The 18617-nt window shown below is 36.1% G+C and carries 17 protein-coding genes and 1 pseudogene; 17 read left to right on the top strand and 1 reads right to left on the bottom strand.

Annotated features, from left to right (window positions below):
• The first annotated feature begins 19 nt into the window (after positions 1-19).
• The 13 genes and pseudogenes from UF10_RS00395 (at position 20) to UF10_RS00325 (ending at position 15104) form a co-directional block, all read left to right on the top strand.
• On the top strand, positions 20-1423 hold the full coding sequence (locus UF10_RS00395) for an FtsK/SpoIIIE domain-containing protein (RefSeq protein ID WP_001130247.1): 1404 nt from the start codon (positions 20-22) through the stop codon (positions 1421-1423).
• A gap of 181 nt (positions 1424-1604) precedes the next feature.
• The gene (gene mobT / locus UF10_RS00390) at positions 1605-2789 is read left to right on the top strand and encodes a MobT family relaxase (protein ID WP_002388719.1); all 1185 of its coding nucleotides are present in this window, start codon (positions 1605-1607) and stop codon (positions 2787-2789) included.
• Positions 2790-3054: 265 nt separating this feature from the next.
• Positions 3055-3276 (top strand): hypothetical protein, encoded by a 222-nt coding sequence (locus UF10_RS00380; RefSeq protein WP_001009054.1) that lies wholly within the window; start codon positions 3055-3057, stop codon positions 3274-3276.
• 41 nt (positions 3277-3317) lie between these two features.
• On the top strand, positions 3318-4097 hold the full coding sequence (locus tag UF10_RS00375; protein ID WP_000678782.1) for an abortive infection family protein: 780 nt from the start codon (positions 3318-3320) through the stop codon (positions 4095-4097).
• Positions 4098-4158: 61 nt separating this feature from the next.
• Positions 4159-4659 carry an antirestriction protein ArdA gene (locus UF10_RS00370; RefSeq protein WP_106775880.1) on the top strand — a complete coding sequence of 167 codons (501 nt, stop codon included), beginning with the start codon at positions 4159-4161 and terminating at the stop codon, positions 4657-4659.
• A gap of 71 nt (positions 4660-4730) precedes the next feature.
• Positions 4731-5756 (top strand): hypothetical protein, encoded by a 1026-nt coding sequence (locus UF10_RS00365; protein ID WP_000234705.1) that lies wholly within the window; start codon positions 4731-4733, stop codon positions 5754-5756.
• 70 nt (positions 5757-5826) lie between these two features.
• A complete protein-coding gene (locus tag UF10_RS00360; RefSeq protein WP_000723886.1) occupies positions 5827-6222 on the top strand; it encodes a conjugal transfer protein in 396 nt (131 codons plus the stop codon).
• Positions 6206-8659 carry a conjugal transfer ATPase TcpF gene (gene tcpF, locus UF10_RS00355; RefSeq protein ID WP_000941001.1) on the top strand — a complete coding sequence of 818 codons (2454 nt, stop codon included), beginning with the start codon at positions 6206-6208 and terminating at the stop codon, positions 8657-8659. The genes UF10_RS00360 and tcpF overlap by 17 nt, the downstream gene beginning before the upstream one ends.
• Complete coding sequence (locus tag UF10_RS00350) at positions 8656-10683, top strand: CD3337/EF1877 family mobilome membrane protein (protein ID WP_106775879.1); 2028 nt, start codon at positions 8656-8658, stop codon at positions 10681-10683. The genes tcpF and UF10_RS00350 overlap by 4 nt, the downstream gene beginning before the upstream one ends.
• Positions 10680-11702, top strand: a complete 1023-nt coding sequence (locus UF10_RS00345) for a bifunctional lytic transglycosylase/C40 family peptidase (RefSeq protein WP_000768374.1) — start codon at positions 10680-10682, stop codon at positions 11700-11702. Before UF10_RS00350 ends, UF10_RS00345 begins: the two co-directional genes overlap by 4 nt.
• A gap of 7 nt (positions 11703-11709) precedes the next feature.
• On the top strand, positions 11710-12648 hold the full coding sequence (locus UF10_RS00340) for a conjugal transfer protein (RefSeq protein ID WP_078377190.1): 939 nt from the start codon (positions 11710-11712) through the stop codon (positions 12646-12648).
• A gap of 251 nt (positions 12649-12899) precedes the next feature.
• Positions 12900-14819 (top strand): tetracycline resistance ribosomal protection protein Tet(M), encoded by a 1920-nt coding sequence (gene tet(M), locus UF10_RS00330; protein WP_106775878.1) that lies wholly within the window; start codon positions 12900-12902, stop codon positions 14817-14819.
• 118 nt (positions 14820-14937) lie between these two features.
• Positions 14938-15104: pseudogene (locus tag UF10_RS00325) on the top strand (cysteine-rich KTR domain-containing protein).
• Positions 15105-15163: 59 nt separating this feature from the next.
• On the opposite strand, the gene UF10_RS00320 reads toward UF10_RS00325, so the two are convergent.
• Positions 15164-15517 (bottom strand): helix-turn-helix transcriptional regulator, encoded by a 354-nt coding sequence (locus UF10_RS00320; RefSeq protein WP_106775877.1) that lies wholly within the window; start codon positions 15515-15517, stop codon positions 15164-15166.
• A 470-nt stretch (positions 15518-15987) separates the two neighbouring features.
• Here UF10_RS00320 and UF10_RS00310 point away from each other — a divergent pair, with 470 nt between their 5' ends.
• The 4 genes from UF10_RS00310 (at position 15988) to UF10_RS00290 (ending at position 18615) form a co-directional block, all read left to right on the top strand.
• A complete protein-coding gene (locus tag UF10_RS00310) occupies positions 15988-16470 on the top strand; it encodes an RNA polymerase sigma factor (RefSeq protein ID WP_000675479.1) in 483 nt (160 codons plus the stop codon).
• Positions 16467-16697 (top strand): helix-turn-helix domain-containing protein, encoded by a 231-nt coding sequence (locus UF10_RS00305; RefSeq protein ID WP_000845143.1) that lies wholly within the window; start codon positions 16467-16469, stop codon positions 16695-16697. The genes UF10_RS00310 and UF10_RS00305 overlap by 4 nt, the downstream gene beginning before the upstream one ends.
• Positions 16698-17194: 497 nt before the next feature.
• A complete protein-coding gene (locus tag UF10_RS00295; protein WP_000633907.1) occupies positions 17195-17395 on the top strand; it encodes a DUF3173 family protein in 201 nt (66 codons plus the stop codon).
• A 26-nt stretch (positions 17396-17421) separates the two neighbouring features.
• A complete protein-coding gene (locus tag UF10_RS00290) occupies positions 17422-18615 on the top strand; it encodes a site-specific integrase (RefSeq protein ID WP_000237797.1) in 1194 nt (397 codons plus the stop codon).
• The last annotated feature ends 2 nt before the right edge of the window (positions 18616-18617 follow it).

Genomic DNA, 18617 nt, shown 5'->3' with positions numbered 1-18617 from the left:
GATGGAAAGGAGGATTTTTATGCCATTGCTTCATGACAGAGGAAAGCGAATCAAAGCCAACGATAAGGACTTGGTCTATCATTTTGTGCTGATTTCATTGCTGATAGTTTTTCTAGTCGTTCTACTCCCTTTTCATTGGAGAACGTTACAATCGGTGAATTGGCAAACAGTTCAGTTAGATACATTTTTCTATCAACTGCATACGCCATACTTTTGGAGCAGTATTCTCACTGCTTTTTTTGTATGCGGACTCATCAGCTGGCTCTATTATCACTATCGCATAGATTCTATAAAACAGTTAGAGCACCGTCAAAAGTTAGCTCGTATGATTTTAGAAAACCATTGGTATGAAGCCGAAGAAACTCAATCAGAGGGATTCTTTAAAGACTTATCCAGCAAGAAAACCAAACAACGAATCCGCCATTTTCCTAAAATGTATTACCGAATGAAAGATGGACTGATCCATATTCATGTAGAAATCACTTTAGGGAAATATCAAGATCAGCTCTTGCACTTAGAAAACAAACTAGAAACAGGCTTGTATTGTGAATTAGTGGAAAAAACGTTGAAAGATTCTTATGTAGAGTATGTTCTACTTTATGACACCATTGGCAATCGAATTGGCATTGAAGATGTGGTAGCTCAAGATGGACGTGTCAAATTGATGGAATCGGTCTATTGGGAGTTTGATTCTCTCCCTCACATGTTAATTGCTGGGGGCACGGGTAGTGGAAAATCCTATTTTATTCTCACATTGATTGAATCTCTCCTGCATACAAATGCGAAGCTTTATATTCTCGACCCTAAAAATGCTGATTTGGCAGACTTAGGAGCGGTCATAGATAATGTCTATTACCGTAAAGACGATATGCTGGCATGTATTAGTCAATTTTACGACGATATGATTGCCCGTAGTGAAACCATGAAGCAACACCCGAACTACAAAACAGGAGAAAATTATGCGTATCTTGGTCTACCTGCGAACTTCCTGATTTTTGATGAATATGTGGCGATGATGGATATGTTAGGTCGTGATAGTGCACAAGTTATGAATAAACTCAAACAAATTGTTATGCTCGGACGACAAGCAGGCTTCTTTTTAATTCTTGCCTGTCAGCGTCCAGACGCAAAATATTTTAGTGATGGTATTCGAGATAACTTTAACTTCCGTGTGGCTTTGGGTCGTATGTCTGAAATGGGCTTCGGTATGATGTTTGGAAGCGATACACAAAAACAATTTTTCTTAAAACCCATCAAGGGAAGAGGTTATGTGGATACAGGAAAAAGTGTGATTAGTGAGTTTTATACACCCCTTGTACCAAAAAGGTATGATTTCTTAGGAGAAATAGGAAAAGTCATTCAAAAAAAGCAATCTGAGCCTGTACCGCACGAAGTGAAAGGTACAGGTTCAGACTTGCTTTGATTGGTGTGGCGTTAGCCACGCCAATCCTTTAGCCCCCTCTACCTAACAGGGGGGCACAAATACAACTGAAAACAGGCAATTCTCATCAACCAATGTTGATGGTACAAGGAATTGCGGAAAATAGGAAAGATGTAAACTCAAGGGTCATAGTTTACATCTTTTTTAGATTGGAGGTTTGCGAATGGAAAACGAAAAAATTTGGATTAAGGAATTGAAAGAAAAGCGACTGGCTTATGGCGTTTCTCAAAATAAACTGGCGGTTGCTTCTCATATTACCAGACCTTACCTATCGGATATTGAAACAGGCAAGGCAGTCCCTACTCAACAGGTGAAAGAAGATTTACTGAACGCTTTGGAACGCTTCAATCCCGATAACCCATTGGAGATGTTATTCGACTATGTACGGATTCGATTCCCTACCAATGATGTGTCTCAAATTATCGGTGAGGTTTTACGCTTGAATATGGATTATATGCTACACGAAGACTTTGGCTATTATTCTTATCCCGAACACTATCGTTTCGGTGATATTGTTGTCCTAGTCTCTCATGATGTAAGTAAAGGGGTTTTATTAGAACTGAAAGGAAAAGGCTGTCGGCAATTTGAAAACTTTCTATTGGCTCAACATCGGAGCTGGTATGGTTTCTTTCAAGATTGCATGGAACATAAAGGTATTTTCAAACGCTTGGATTTAGCCATCAACGATAAAACAGGGATTTTGAATATTCCAGAATTGGCAAAGAAATGTAAACAGGAAGAATGTATTTCCGTCTTTCGGAGCTTTAAAAATTATCGCAGTGGTGAATTGGTTCACCGTGATGAAAAACCGGACATGGGAAACACCCTTTATATTGGCTCATTAAAAAGCGAAGTCTATTTCTGTATATATGAGAAAGATTATGAGCAATACGTGAAAAATGATATTGCCTTAGAAGACGCAGAAGTAAAGAATCGCTTTGAAATTCGTTTGAAAAACGACAGAGCCACTCAAGCCATGAAAGATTTGTTGGAACATCAAAATGCAGAAAAAACAGCGTTTGAGATTATCAATCGTTATATTCGCTTTGCCGATAAGGACGAAACCAAGCGACGGAGTGATTGGCAAACCAATGAACGCTGGGAATGGTTTATCGGCAAAAATCGTGGAGCATTACGCCTAACCATACAGCCAGAACCTTATTCTTTTGAACGAACATTGAACTGGTTACATCATCAAGTCGCCCCTACATTAAAAGTCGCAAGCATTTTAGATATTCTCAACGGTACAACCATTATTTCCACCATGATTCATGAAGCCAAACTGACAGAAAAACATGAGAAATTAATTGAACAACAACATCTAGGCATGGAGGATTTGATTACATGAGCCTCTTAACAGAAGAATTAAAGAAGTTAGGGTTTCAAGCGTATATACAAAATACAGGGAAATATACGTCTCTCATTATTGAGGGAAAACGGCAAGCTGGTGATACCATCTATACCTATGATTTTTACAAAGTGAGATTTTATAAGAATTATACCAGTCGAATAACTGTTTATGGAGAGCATTTAACTCCTTTTCAATTATTAAAGCGTGTAAAAAGCTATATCTACTATCGAGAAAAATATCTTAAGGAAAGGAGGACAATCACATGAATTTTGGGCAGAATTTGTACAACTGGTTCTTGGATAATGCACAGTCATTGGTATTGTTAGCGATTGTCGTCATTGGACTGTTTTTAGGTTTTAAACGAGAATTTTCAAAACTTATTGGCTTTTTGATTATTGCTTTAATCGCCGTCGGACTTGTGTTCAATGCAGCTGGCGTGAAAGATGTGTTATTAAACTTATTTAACCGAATCATTGGTGCTTAACAGATATTTTTCATGATAAAATAGGAAGTATATATTTTGTTATGAAAGGATCCATGAATATGTTTACAAATGATCAATTTAAATCTCTTTTAATTAAAACATTAGAAAGAAAGAGCTCTTCAAATTATTATGAAGGAGGTAACGAGATTGTTTCTAAAATGAAAATATCAGAGGTAACTTTAGATGAGACTAACGAGTTTACTTATTATAAAGGATACAAAAGGGATTGGAATACGCTTTGCACCTATCTTAAAATAAGAGCTCCTTTTGATGATTTAGACTTTTTTGAAAGTCATAAAGATTTGCTTACCCAGACAGCAAGCTCCATATATGATAAACAAGGTGATAATGTATTAGTGGATACTATTTTAGTACCACTTCCAGAGAATTACGAAGTAATTAACTTTAGTCAGTTGAAAATTAGTGATGTGATTTCACAAGCTATTGAAGACGCTGAGTCTTTCATGAGTAATGGTGAATATCAACGTGCCTTTGACAGAGTTCACACTGCTTTTCATGGATATTTAATTGAAATACTAAAAAAATATGAAATTACAGTTCCTAGAGACGAAAATCTATCTAAATTATATAGTAGGATACAACAATTAATTGAAAAAGAAATTCAACCTACTGAACTTGCTGATATAGTGAAGACAACGATAAGGTCATCAAATGGAATGATTAGCTCTCTTAATGAAGCAAGAAATAGGCATTCACTTGCACATCCTAATACAAATATTATTGGAAAGAGAGAAGCAAAACTAATAATAGGTATTTCAAGTACAGTTACAGATTATATTAGCGGATACCTTGATAAGTAGCGTCATTAACTGATTGCTACTTTTTTTTTGACTATATTTTATAAAAAGGATGTGATAAGAATTGGAATTGAAAGTCTATGTGGCAAATTTGGGACGGTATAATGAAGGTGAATTAGTTGGATCATGGTTTACTCCACCAATTGATGAGGAAGAAATGGCAGAAAGAATCGGTTTAAATGAGAACTACGAAGAATACGCCATACATGATTTTGAGCTTCCTTTTGATGTGGACGAATACACGCCGATTAGTGAAATCAACCGTCTATGTGAAGCCATTCAAGAAATCGAAGGTACACCTATTTATAATGAACTCAAAGAAATTCAAGGCATGTGGTTTAGTAGCTTGGAAGAATTACTGGAAAACAAAGAGAATATTCATTGTTATAGTGATTGTGATTCGATGGAAGATGTCGCCCGTTATTACGTGGAAGAAACAGGACAGCTTGGTGAAGTACCTTCTAATTTACAAAATTATATTGATTATCAAGCTTTGGGACGTGATATGGAAATAGAGGGAAATTATCTTATCACCTCTCATGGAGTATTTGAGTATTCTAATTAACATGGATTACTCTAAACTAGCAATACTGCTATAATAATTTTATACATTCTGAATTAAGGAGGATTGTTCAATTGGTAATAATAGATGTTTATGGGAAAATAACAAAAATAAAATTGTCAGATAAATTGAAACTATATATATCTAATGTTTCTGATGACTGGAAGGAAAGCATTATAGAAGACATGTTACAAGAAATTCGACAACAAAAAGTTGACATGGCAGATAATTTGAAAAGGTATGGTAAAACATTTCAAACAGAATATTCTATATCTTATTTGAAAGAAATCGTTCACGCCAATGTTGAAGACTATACAAAATATAATTTAGATTCTATTGAGTCATGTCTTCAATGCCTTGTTGATAATATGATATGTCTATTCTTTGACTATGAATATCAGGATATGCCTTTTTTTGATTGGACAAGCAATTGCTTTGATGGTCGTTTTTGTGAAGAGGATTACGCTGAAAAAGTGATGTATTTTAGTAACTTTGTAAATCATGATATACAAAATGGTATTCATATGAACTGCATTTATACAAGTAATATGAATCCTAAAGAGCATACTAGGATATTATCAAATCTAAGTTTTAGAATTGATTCAAACTTTAAAGGGTGCAGGACTACAGACGACTACATTACGGAACTTAAAAAAATGGGCAACCGAATTGATTCTATACTAAAATCGGAAAACGATTATTACAAATTAGATTATATTATGAACGGGATATATAGTGATAATAGTTATAATCAAAATCATTATTTAAAGACTTTTACTTTGTTAGAACTTGTATTATTAAAACCAAATCAGAATACAAATGAAATTGACAAATTACTAATACCTTATCTTGATAAGAAATATGGAGAGGTTTCGAGTGAAGTAGCAAAATTATTAAGACAAATGAGAAATAAAATCGGACATGGTGATTTCAAAGGTTTTAACGAAAAAGCAGAAAAATTCGCTCAAAAATTTATGAAACACTTTCATTTTGACTATACAGAATACAGTAGATTAAATTGGGTATTACTTCATACCTGCTGTCTTTTAGATGATTTACTCAGAATAACTATTTTTCAACAATTAAAAGTCACAAAATAATTATTATTTTATAGAGCAATCACCTATTTTGATTGCTCTTTTTCTATTTTTACGGAAAGGACGTGAAGACATGAAAAAAATAAGAAGTTACACCAGTATTTGGTCAGTAGAAAAAGTGATTTATGCAATTAATGATTTACAACTCCCTTTTCCCATAACCTTTACACAAATGACATGGTTTATCGTTTCTTTGTTTGTCGTTATAATCTTTGGCAGTTTACCACCACTTTCCTTGATTGACGGAGCACTACTCAAATACTTAGGGATTCCCGTTGTCCTCACTTGGTTCATGTGTCAAAAAACCTTTGACGGGAAGAAACCCTATGGATTTTTAAAATCTATTATTACCTATGCTCTACGCCCTAAAATAACCTATGCTGGCAAACAAATACGATTAAATAAAGAAAAAATGAATGAATCAATCACGATTGTAAGGAGTGAACAATTAAATGGCACACCCCATTAAATATATCGAAGATAATCTCGTATTTAATCATGATGGCGAAGTATTTGCTTATTATGAATTAATTCCCTATAATTACAGTTTTTTAAGTTCCGATGAAAAAGTTCAAGTTCATGATAATTTCCGTCAATTGATTGCCCAAAATCGTGATGGTAAGATTCATGCCCTGCAACTAGCAACCGAATCAAGTATTCGAGCGACACAGGAACAATCGAAAAAAGAAATCACTGGACGATTAAAAGAGATAGCTTACGAAAAAATAGATGAACAGACCGAAGCGTTAGTTTCTATGATTGGTGACAATCAAGTGGACTATCGCTTTTTTATTGGTTTTAAACTCTTGCTGAATGAACAGGAAGTATCGGTCAAAAATATTGGCAAAGACATTCAAAAAGCATTTGCGGAATTCTTTCATGGCGTGAATCACAAGTTGATGGGCGATTTTGTTTCTATGCCTATGTCAGAAATCGAACGCTTTTCTAAAATGGAACAGTTATTAGAAAGTAAATTATCCAGACGCTTTCACATTCGCCCATTGGGGAAAGATGATTTTGGGTATATCATTGCCCACCTTTACGGTCAAACAGGGATTCCTTTTGATGACTACGACTACCATTTACCCAAACGATATGAAGATAAAAAAGTGTTGGTAAAGAAATACGATATTATTAAACCCACTCGCTGTTTAATCGAAGAAAAGCAACGCTACTTACGGATGGAACAGGAAGATACTACCACTTATGTGGCGTATTTTACGATTAACAGTATCGTCGGCGAATTGGATTTCCCCAATAGTGAGATTTTTTATTACCAGCAACAACAGTTCACTTTCCCGATTGATACCAGCATGAATGTTGAAATTGTTGCTAATAAAAAAGCTCTGTCTACCGTTCGCAACAAAAAGAAAGAATTGAAAGACTTGGATAGTCACGCATGGGAAAGCGACAATGAAACCAGTACCAATGTGGTGGACGCTTTAGAATCTGTCGACGAATTAGAAACCAACCTAGACCAAACCAAAGAATCCATGTACAAACTAAGCTATGTGGTACGGGTATCGGCAAAAAATCTGGACGAGTTGAAACAACGTTGTGATGAAGTAAAAGATTTTTATGATGATTTGTCTATCAAATTAGTACGACCTTTTGGCGATATGCTAGGCTTGCATAATGAATTTATTCCCTCAAGCAAGCGATATATCAATGACTATATTCAATATGTCACGTCGGATTTTTTGGCTGGTCTTGGTTTCGGAGCTACACAAATGCTTGGTGAAAATTCTGGTATTTACGTCGGTTACAATCTCGATACAGGCAGAAATATTTATCTCCAACCCAGCCTTGCAAGTCAAGGAATTAAAGGCTCTGTGACGAATGCGTTAGCGTCTGCTTTTATTGGTTCATTAGGTGGCGGAAAATCATTCTCTAACAATATGCTGGTCTATTATTCGGTACTCTTTGGCGGACAGGCAATCATTGTAGACCCAAAAGCTGAACGTGGCAAATGGAAAGAAACCTTACCTGATATTGCCCATGAAATCAATATCGTTAATCTCACGAGTGAGAACGACAATAAAGGGTTACTTGACCCTTATGTGATCTTAAAACTCCCGAAAGATTCAGAAAGCCTAGCCATTGATATTCTCACGTTCTTAACAGGCATTTCCAGCCGAGATAGCGAGAAGTTTCCTGTCCTGCGTAAAGCGATTCGGAGTGTCACTCAAAGCGAACAACGAGGGTTGTTATTGGTAATTGATGAATTGCGAAAAGAAGATACACCCATCAGCAATAGTATTGCTGACCATATCGAAAGCTTTGTCGATTATGATTTTGCCCATCTGTTATTCAGTGATGGCAATGTCACCCAATCCATTAGCTTGGAAAAACAACTCAATATTATTCAAGTGGCAGATTTGGTCTTACCCGATTCCAATAGCTCTTTTGAAGAATACACCACCATGGAATTATTAAGTGTGGCAATGCTGATTGTCATTAGTACCTTTGCTTTAGACTTTATCCACTCTGACCGTTCCATTTTTAAAATTGTTGACCTTGATGAAGCTTGGAGTTTTTTACAAGTGGCACAAGGAAAAGCTCTATCTATGCGTTTAGTTCGGGCAGGGCGTGCCATGAATGCAGGGGTCTATTTCGTTACTCAAAACGCCGACGATTTACTAGATGAAAAGATGAAGAATAATATTGGCTTGAAATTCGCCTTTCGTTCCACTGACCTAGTGGAAATCAAAAAGACCTTAGAATTTTTTGGCGTGGACAAGGAAGATGAAAACAATCAGAAACGCTTACGTGAATTAGAAAATGGACAATGTTTAGTTTCAGACATCTATGGTCGTGTAGGGGTTATGCAGTTTCACCCGATTTTTGAAGAGTTGCTTCATGCCTTTGATACCAGACCGCCTGTGCGAAATGAGGGGGAAAAATGACACAAAAACAAAAGAAATTTCTTCACTATAGTTGGATAACGCTCCTTTGTGTGGGCGTTATTTTACTTTTATTAGGCACGCTGGGCAATGCAGTACAAGCAACAGGCTTAGTTGATGAAACCATTGATACAAGCAACGAGTATTCCAAGTATGGTTTAAATCATTATCAGCTTGATTATTATGTGGACAATAGCTGGGGCTGGCTGCCGTGGAATTGGAGTGACGGCATAGGGCAATCAGTGATGTATGGACTGTATGCCATTACCAATTTCATTTGGACGATTTCTCTTTATCTTTCCAACGCCACAGGCTATTTGGTCAAAGAAGCCTATGCCTTAGATTTCATTAGTCAAACATCCCAAGCAATTGGCGAAAACATGCAGACGATTGCAGGCATTACACCGAATGGCTTTTCCAGTTCAGGGTTTTATGTCGGTTTCCTCCTTCTTTTTATTCTCATTGTTGGAATCTATGTTGCCTATACAGGATTGGTTAAGCGAGAAACGACGAAAGTGATACGAGCTGTTTTAAACTTTGTCGTGGTGTTTATTCTATCGGCTTCCTTTATTGCGTATGCACCCGATTATATTGCGAAAATCAATGATTTTTCCAAAGATGTCAGTACCGCCAGTCTGAATATTGGGACAAAAATTGTTCTTCCTAACACGGATAGTCAAGGGAAAGACAGTGTGGACATGATACGTGACAGCTTATTCTCTGTTCAAGTAAAGCAACCATGGCTATTGCTTCAATATGGCTCCACTGATGTAGAAGCGTTAGGGGAAGAACGTGTGGAAAGTTTATTGTCTACCAGTCCAGATACAAACAATGGTGAAGATAGAGAAAATGTAGTGATTGAAGAAATTGAAGATCATGACAATACCTATTTAACCCTACCGAAGACGATTTCCAGATTAGGAACAGTCTTCTTTTTGTTTGTATTCAATATTGGTATCTCGATTTTTGTTTTCCTTCTAACAGGAATCATGATTTTTTCGCAAGTGCTATTTATTATTTTCGCTATGTTTTTGCCAATCAGTTTCCTATTAAGTATGTTGCCGAGTTTTGATGGCATGGGCAGGCATGCCATTACCAAGTTATTTAATGTGATTATGACAAGGGCTGGTATTACCTTGATTATTACCGTTGCCTTTAGTATTTCCACTATGCTTTATTCGCTGTCAGCAAGTTCTCCCTTTTTCATGATTATGTTTTTACAAATTGTGACCTTTGCAGGGATTTATTTTAAACTGGGCGATTTAATGAGCCTATTCTCTTTACAAAGCAACGACTCTCAAAACATGGGCAGACAAGTGTTTCGCAGACCTCGTCAAATGATGAATCGACAAACCAGAAGATTTCAACGCAGTATGAGTAAGATTTTTCGTGGAAAAGCAGGGTCAACGAAGCAAAAGACAATGACAACAAAGCAGAATCAAACCAATAAAGCTAACCATACTCGTCAAAATGAACGGACTACACCAAAGAAAGAAACAGCACTTTCCAATGTGAAAAAGCAACAAGGCGGTATCGGGCAACGATTAGGTGAAAAGACAGCCCATGTATTGGACACGAAAAATCGTCTAGTCAATAAAAGAAAGCAGGCTAAACAACAGATACAGGCGACACCAACCCATGTCAAATATGCCCTTCATCAAGGAAAAGAGAATGTCACTCATAATGTAACAGACTTTAAACAATCTATGGCAGATACCAAAGCTCAACGCAAACAACAGCGTATGAACCAGCAGGAGCAAAAACGAAAGAACATTGCTCAAAAGCGTTTGGAGCTGGATAAAGCAAAAGAAAAAAGACGAAAAGAAAACCCATCATCTCCTGTTCAGAATAACCAGCAGCATGTTCGCAAGCGTCAGCAAACCGTCACGCCTGTTTTGTCACAAAACACTAAACGTGAAAATCATCAGCGACCATTGAAAAAAGAGCAAAAACAAAAGACACCACCGAAGCAATTCAATCAGAGGAAGCTAAATAAAAGAACGGATAAGCGAGGACAACAAACATGAAGCTAAAAATAACAGTGATTTGTAGTGTGGTCTTCTCTCTCTTCTTTTTTCTCTTATTATTCCTAGTCATTTTCTTTGCAGATGATACGGACAGTGGCGAAAACAACAAGGATTCTTCTATTTCACAAGGCGGTGTGACCGTTTCACCAGAAGTGTTGGCACACCGTCCGTTGATTGAAAAATATGGTAAGGAATATGGGATTGAAGACTATGTTTCTTATATCTTAGCCATTATGCAAGTGGAATCGGGCGGTACAGCAGAAGATGTTATGCAAAGTTCCGAATCTTTGGGTTTACCGCCCAACAGTTTGAGTACCGAAGAGTCCATCAAACAAGGGGTTAAATATTTCAGTGAATTATTAACCAGTGCAGAACAACAAGGAGTGGATATAGATTCTGTTATCCAATCTTATAATTATGGCGGTGGCTTTTTAAATTATGTGAGGAGTCATGGGAAAAAATATACCTATGAATTAGCCGAACAGTTTTCTAAAGAGAAGTCGGGTGGTCAAAAAGCAGACTATCCCAATCCCATAGCCATACCTGTGAATGGTGGTTGGCGATATAACTATGGAAATCAGTTTTATGTTCAGTTGGTTTCACAATACCTAACCGACACTTCCCCAACAGAATTTGATGATGAAACCGTGCAAGTCATTATGGACGAAGCCTTGAAATACGAAGGGTTTCCCTATGTCTTTGGAGGGGCGTCGCCTACCACCTCTTTTGATTGTAGTGGCTTAATACAATGGGTGTATGACAAAGCTGGCATTTCTCTCCCTCGTGTCGCCCAAGATCAGTATGACGCTACGCAAGAAATCTCTATGGAAGAAGCCCAAGCAGGCGACCTTATCTTCTTTCATTCAACCTATAATGCAGGCACATATGTGACTCATGTGGCGATATATTTAGAGGGAAATCGCTTTTATCATGCAGGCGACCCAATCGGTTATGGCGACTTAAGCAGTCGTTATTGGCAAGACCATCTGATTGGGGCTAGACGTGTTATTCATAACTAAGAAAGGAATGAATCAAATGATTATAAAAATCGAGCGAAAAGAAAAGAAGGAGAAACCAAAGAAATCTAAAAAACCGAGCAAGCAAAGAAAAGTTCCGATGATTAAAGTTGGCACGCATAAGAAATTAACCTTTGTTTTATGGGTTTTATTGATTGGTAGTGTCGGATTTGGAATCTATAAAAATTTTACTGCCATTGACACTCATACTGTCCGTGAAACAGAAATCATTAAACAGCAGATTGTCGATACCAACCAAGTAGAAAGTTTTGTGAAATCCTTTGCGAAAGACTACTTTTCGTGGCAACAATCCCAAGAAGCCATTGATAAACGAAATGAGAAATTGACCCATTATTTGACGGAAGAATTGCAGGTATTAAATGAAGAAATGATTCGTAAGGATATTCCTACTAGTTCTAGTGTGAACGATATACAGGTGTGGCAGGTTTCTCAAGTGAATGAGAACACCTTTGAGGTACTGTTTTCTGTTGAACAAGTTATTACCGAAGACAAAGACAAGGAAACTATATCGTCTAGCTTTCATGTGGTTGTCCATATAGATGAATCAGATAATATGGTTATTATCAAAAATCCGACAATGAGTAAGAAACCTCAAAAATCGGACTACCAACCCAAACAGCTAGAAAGTGACCATACAGTAGATACAGAAACGATGGACGAAATCATTAGCTTTTTAGAAACGTTCTTCCAGCTCTATCCTACCGCCACAGAAAAAGAATTGACTTACTATGTAAGTAATCATGTGTTACCTATGATTAACAAGGAATATGTTTTCGAGGAATTGGTGAATCCTATCTTTACCAGAAAAGATAACCAAGTAATCGTGAATGTCGCTGTGAAATATTTAGATCAAGAAACAAAGGCAACCCAAATCTCGCAATTTGAGTTGATATTAGAAAAACAAGATAATTGGAAGATTGTAAAATAACAAATATTGGTACATGATTACAGATACTTTGTAATCACGTACTCTCTTTGATAAAAAATTGGAGATTCCTTTACAAATATGCTCTTACGTGCTATTATTTAAGTGACTATTTAAAAGGAGTTAATAAATATGCGGCAAGGTATTCTTAAATAAACTGTCAATTTGATAGCGGGAACAAATAATTAGATGTCCTTTTTTAGGAGGGCTTAGTTTTTTATGCCCTTTTGGGTTTTTGAATGGAGGAAAATCACATGAAAATTATTAATATTGGAGTTTTAGCTCATGTTGATGCGGGAAAAACTACCTTAACAGAAAGCTTATTATATAACAGTGGAGCGATTACAGAATTAGGAAGCGTGGACAGAGGTACAACGAAAACGGATAATACGCTTTTAGAACGTCAGAGAGGAATTACAATTCAGACGGCGATAACCTCTTTTCAGTGGAAAAATACGAAGGTGAACATCATAGACACGCCAGGACATATGGATTTCTTAGCAGAAGTATATCGTTCATTATCAGTTTTAGATGGGGCAATTCTACTGATTTCTGCAAAAGATGGCGTACAAGCACAAACTCGTATATTATTTCATGCACTTAGGAAAATGGGGATTCCCACAATCTTTTTTATCAATAAGATTGACCAAAATGGAATTGATTTATCAACGGTTTATCAGGATATTAAAGAGAAACTTTCTGCCGAAATTGTAATCAAACAGAAGGTAGAACTGTATCCTAATATGTGTGTGACGAACTTTACCGAATCTGAACAATGGGATACGGTAATAGAGGGAAACGATGACCTTTTAGAGAAATATATGTCCGGTAAATCATTAGAAGCATTGGAACTCGAACAAGAGGAAAGCATAAGATTTCAGAATTGTTCTCTGTTCCCTCTTTATCATGGAAGTGCAAAAAGTAATATAGGGATTGATAACCTTATAGAAGTTATTACTAATAAATTTTATTCATCAACACATCGAGGTCCGTCTGAACTTTGCGGAAATGTTTTCAAAATTGAATATACAAAAAAAAGACAACGTCTTGCATATATACGCCTTTATAGTGGAGTACTACATTTACGAGATTCGGTTAGAGTATCAGAAAAAGAAAAAATAAAAGTTACAGAAATGTATACTTCAATAAATGGTGAATTATGTAAGATTGATAGAGCTTATTCTGGAGAAATTGTTATTTTGCAAAATGAGTTTTTGAAGTTAAATAGTGTTCTTGGAGATACAAAACTATTGCCACAGAGAAAAAAGATTGAAAATCCGCACCCTCTACTACAAACAACTGTTGAACCGAGTAAACCTGAACAGAGAGAAATGTTGCTTGATGCCCTTTTGGAAATCTCAGATAGTGATCCGCTTCTACGATATTACGTGGATTCTACGACACATGAAATTATACTTTCTTTCTTAGGGAAAGTACAAATGGAAGTGATTAGTGCACTGTTGCAAGAAAAGTATCATGTGGAGATAGAACTAAAAGAGCCTACAGTCATTTATATGGAGAGACCGTTAAAAAATGCAGAATATACCATTCACATCGAAGTGCCGCCAAATCCTTTCTGGGCTTCCATTGGTTTATCTGTATCACCGCTTCCGTTGGGAAGTGGAATGCAGTATGAGAGCTCGGTTTCTCTTGGATACTTAAATCAATCATTTCAAAATGCAGTTATGGAAGGGATACGCTATGGTTGCGAACAAGGATTATATGGTTGGAATGTGACGGATTGTAAAATCTGTTTTAAGTACGGTTTATACTATAGCCCTGTTAGTACTCCAGCAGATTTTCGGATGCTTACTCCTATTGTACTGGAGCAAGCCTTTAGAAAAGCTGGAACAGAATTGTTAGAGCCATATCTTAGTTTTAAAGTTTATGCACCACAGGAATATCTTTCACGGGCATATAACGATGCTCCCAAATATTGTGCAAATATCGTAAATACTCAACTGAAAAATAATGAGGTCATTATTATTGGAGAAATTCCTGCTCGGTGTATTCAAGAATATCGTAGTGATTTAACTTTCTTTACAAATGGACGTAGTGTTTGTTTAACAGAGTTAAAAGGGTACCATGTTACTACCGGTGAACCTGTTTGCCAGCCCCGTCGTCCAAATAGTCGGATAGATAAAGTACGATATATGTTCAATAAAATAACTTAGTGTATTTTATGTTGTTATATAAATATGGTTTCTTGTTAAATAAGATGAAATATTTTTTAATAAAGATTTGAATTAAAGTGTAAAGGAGGAGATAGTTATTATAAACTACAAGTGGATATTGTGTCCTGTATGTGGAAATAAAACACGATTAAAGATAAGGGAAGATACTGAATTAAAAAATTCCCCCTCTATTGTCCGAAATGCAGACAAGAAAATTTAATTGAAATAAAGCAGTTCAAAGTAACTGTGATTACAGAGCCAGACGCAAAGACGCAGAGCCGATAAAATGAGATTAATACAATCTCATTTTATCGGCTCTTTCCGTTATGTATGGATTCTTTTAATTAGTCTTCGATGTTTCTTGCTTCGTTGATACCGCTGGCTAAAGATTCCATTAAGGATAGTTCTTTGTCTGTAAAGCTATCCATGTATTTCTCTATCTGTAATCGTCGGGTGCTTTTTACCAAGTTATTAGCAGGTAAGAAAAATTCATCAACGGAAACATGAAGTAACGATACAAGGTCATAAAGAACTTGTATGCTGGGGTGTTGCCCTTTATTTTCAATATTAGTTAAGTACCGTGGGTCAATTTCAATCAATGCTCCCACTTGTTCACGAGTTAAACCTCGTTTCAATCGAGCCTCTTTAATCGCTAAACCAACGGCTCTAAAATCGTATTTATCTTCTTTTTTACGCATACTAAATCACCTCTATACATTTTACTGTTCCTATATAACCATAAACAGGTATAGAAAAACATGTTATATAGTTTATGAGTTCCTATAGAACACTGTGGAATTTATTAATGCGATGAATCCAATTTCAAATAGAAAGGTCGCTGATTTTATTTACCTATACAACTTTATAAAATTTAGTCATACTCCTAGAAAGTAGATAAAATTGGCGACTTAATGGAGGGAAAAGTCGCCATGAGAAAGATAATCTGTCATCTAGTTCTCTTAATTAAGTTCTTATCAAAAAAACTTATCCACCTGTACTGGATAGATATGACCATCAATGTGGTTTTGCAGATTACATAGATAGAAAAATCAAAGCATATGAACAGAGAAAACAATCTGTTTATGTGCTTTTTTGGTCACTTAATAAATATCTTTTAGGATTTCTCTTCATTTATGCAACAAATCCCCCTTTCGTGTCGGGGCTTAGTATGAAGGGAGATAAAGAAGCACATGCCACTCCCTTTCACGACAGAAAGGGGGTGAAAAGCATGAAACCATCTTCTTTTCAAGAAACCATAGAAAATCAGTTTGACTATATCTGCAAACAAGTTATTGAAGATGAACGAAAAGATTACTTCAAACATCTAGACAGACTATCAGCAAAAGAAGTCTCGTTTTCTGATATAGATAACTACCTTGTCAACTCTTTTTCTACTGTTGATACGTACGTCACTGATTTCCAACTATTTAAATTATTTGGATTAAGAATCAATGTTGAAAGTGATTTATTAAGTGAAGCCCTGCGTCATCTTTCAGAGAAAAAACGGAACATTATTTTACTTCATTACTTTATGGATATGAGTGATGTGGAGATTGCGGAGTTACTAAATTTGAATCGTTCGACTGTTTATCGTCATCGAATAAGTGGACTAGCCATGATTAAAGAATTCATGAAGGAGTGTAAAGAATGAAAACAGCCTATCCAAGGGTCCCCTTCCCCCTCATTGTAAAGGCGACAGATGGCGACGTGGAAGCAATTAATCAGATTGTTAAACATTATCGAGGGTATACCTCAAAACGTTCATTACGTCGCATGACAGACGAATATGGAAATTCTCATATGGTTATTGATGAAACCCTACGTGGCAGAATGGAAACGAAACTCATCTCTAAGATTTTATCGTTCGAAATTAAATAGTCCCATTTTTTCGTGGAAGCGTGTCGAATCGTATCCACGCTTCCCGATTTGGGAGGTTTGTTATTCCATCAAAGCATATTGTGTGTTCAGTAGGTTTTGATAGGCTAACAAGCCAAACGTTCTTTGACAACCAAATAAAGGCAATCGAATACGTTTCGGTAAGAAAAGAGCTGATGAACTAACACGCCATGACCTACAAAATTAGTGAGCGATTCATGTTAGTAATTCGAAAGTAATCTTTAGCAGGATTGCTGCCATGACTTTCTTATCGTGATAATGATACTCCCGTATAGCCATAGTCCGAGCGTTAGAAGCGTCACAGGCAATGGGTACGGCTACATGAGAACCATGCAGAAGTGAAATTCCTGTGAGCTTTGCTAGAGCTGTTCGATTGCTAAGATATTCTTCTCTTGTCAGTGTATTATTATAAAACTATTTGATATAATTATAGGTGAATATTGGAGTTTTCCTAGCCTATAATTGGGAAAGGAGTAATAATGATAACGGTCACAAAAAAGGATTTAGTTGAGCTAGGATATGGAACTTCTTTTTCAGCAGACATCATAAAAAAAGCAAAAGAATTGATGATTACAAAAGGGCATATCTACTATCAATCTCGAAAGCTAGATAGAGTCCCTCGTGAAGCTGTTGAAGAAATTCTAGGAATTCGGTTTTCAAATGAAAACAGGTCTGAGTAGTTTTTGCACAGTAAGGAGTAAAAACTATGGTTAAAGACCCAATAAAAAAAGCAAAGAATGGAACCTATTATTTTCGTGCAAATCTAGGTTATGATTCTAAAGGGAAAAAAATTCAAAAATATCGTAGTGGATTCACTACTAAAAAAGAAGCAAGAGAAGAATATTCGAAACTGCTATTGATGAAACCAGAAGAATTAAGTGAGAATAAGGATAAAATGACGTTTAAACATTATATCTTTGAAATTTTCCTTCCATGGTATAAGACACAGGTAAAGCTCAGAACATATGAAAATCGCTTACCAACTATTAAGAAGCATTTCTCTTATTTTGATAAAATGGCTGTTTCCGATATTGAGCCTATTGATGTGCAAAATTGGCAACTAAAATTATCAAAGAAGTGTAAGTCTTCTTATGTAAGAGCTGTTCAAGGACTATTTTCAGTTGCTATGGATCGAGCAATTGTCCTTGGGATAACCACCACAAATCCATCTAAGATTATTGGCAATGTGAAAAAGCAAAAGTCTAAAATTGAATTTTGGACAAAAGAAGAATTTGAAAAAGTAATCTCTCTAATTTACAAAGAAGATTACTATCAACACTTTTTATTTATCTCTCTGTGGTTTTTATTTATGACTGGAATGCGAATTGGTGAAGCTACTGCCATTCAATGGGAAGATATTGATTTTGACTCAGGAGTACTAACCATCAACAAAACACTCTATTACAAGAATCAATCGAATTATAGATTTGTTGAACCAAAAACAAAGGCGAGCGTTCGTCATATTGTATTAGATAAATGCACATTAACTTATTTATCCGAATGGAAGGAAGTACAACAAAATCTAATTCAGACAGACTTTGTAATGAGCTATAACGGTATTCCTACCCAAAAACATACACTATCATATGCTATTGAACGCTATGCTAAGCTGGCTGGTATCCATCGAATCAGAATCCATGGGTTACGGCATTCTCATGCTTCCTTGTTAATCAGTATGGGAGAAAACCCACTCATCATTAAAGACCGTTTAGGACATGAAGATATTGAGACGACTTTAGGAACGTATGGACATCTTTATCCTAACAGTAATTTTGAGGTAGCTAACAAATTAAATGGAGCCATTTCCTTTAAAGAAGCAAAACAAAATTATGATACTTCACCAAAGAATCAATTTACTGTAGACTACTTGCGAAACAAAGAAATGAAAAAAGTGCAATAAAA

It is taken from the genome of Peptostreptococcus russellii, assembly GCF_003012055.1.
Taxonomy (GTDB): domain Bacteria; phylum Bacillota; class Clostridia; order Peptostreptococcales; family Peptostreptococcaceae; genus Peptostreptococcus; species Peptostreptococcus russellii.
Note: the sequence above shows the minus strand (reverse complement) of the source record. Positions and strands in the feature narration are given on the sequence as shown.

Excerpts from the sequence above, each read along its gene's own strand:
- UF10_RS00395 (WP_001130247.1), top strand. The coding sequence starts at position 20 with ATGCCATTGCTTCATGACAGAGGAAAGCGAATCAAAGCCAACGATAAG.
- mobT (WP_002388719.1), top strand. The coding sequence starts at position 1,605 with ATGGAAAACGAAAAAATTTGGATTAAGGAATTGAAAGAAAAGCGACTG.
- UF10_RS00380 (WP_001009054.1), top strand. The coding sequence starts at position 3,055 with ATGAATTTTGGGCAGAATTTGTACAACTGGTTCTTGGATAATGCACAG.
- UF10_RS00375 (WP_000678782.1), top strand. The coding sequence starts at position 3,318 with ATGAAAGGATCCATGAATATGTTTACAAATGATCAATTTAAATCTCTT.
- UF10_RS00360 (WP_000723886.1), top strand. The coding sequence starts at position 5,827 with ATGAAAAAAATAAGAAGTTACACCAGTATTTGGTCAGTAGAAAAAGTG.
- tcpF (WP_000941001.1), top strand. The coding sequence starts at position 6,206 with ATGGCACACCCCATTAAATATATCGAAGATAATCTCGTATTTAATCAT.
- UF10_RS00350 (WP_106775879.1), top strand. The coding sequence starts at position 8,656 with ATGACACAAAAACAAAAGAAATTTCTTCACTATAGTTGGATAACGCTC.
- UF10_RS00345 (WP_000768374.1), top strand. The coding sequence starts at position 10,680 with ATGAAGCTAAAAATAACAGTGATTTGTAGTGTGGTCTTCTCTCTCTTC.
- UF10_RS00340 (WP_078377190.1), top strand. The coding sequence starts at position 11,710 with ATGAATCAAATGATTATAAAAATCGAGCGAAAAGAAAAGAAGGAGAAA.
- UF10_RS00320 (WP_106775877.1), bottom strand. The coding sequence starts at position 15,517 with ATGCGTAAAAAAGAAGATAAATACGATTTTAGAGCCGTTGGTTTAGCG.
- UF10_RS00310 (WP_000675479.1), top strand. The coding sequence starts at position 15,988 with ATGAAGGGAGATAAAGAAGCACATGCCACTCCCTTTCACGACAGAAAG.
- UF10_RS00305 (WP_000845143.1), top strand. The coding sequence starts at position 16,467 with ATGAAAACAGCCTATCCAAGGGTCCCCTTCCCCCTCATTGTAAAGGCG.
- UF10_RS00295 (WP_000633907.1), top strand. The coding sequence starts at position 17,195 with ATGATAACGGTCACAAAAAAGGATTTAGTTGAGCTAGGATATGGAACT.
- UF10_RS00290 (WP_000237797.1), top strand. The coding sequence starts at position 17,422 with ATGGTTAAAGACCCAATAAAAAAAGCAAAGAATGGAACCTATTATTTT.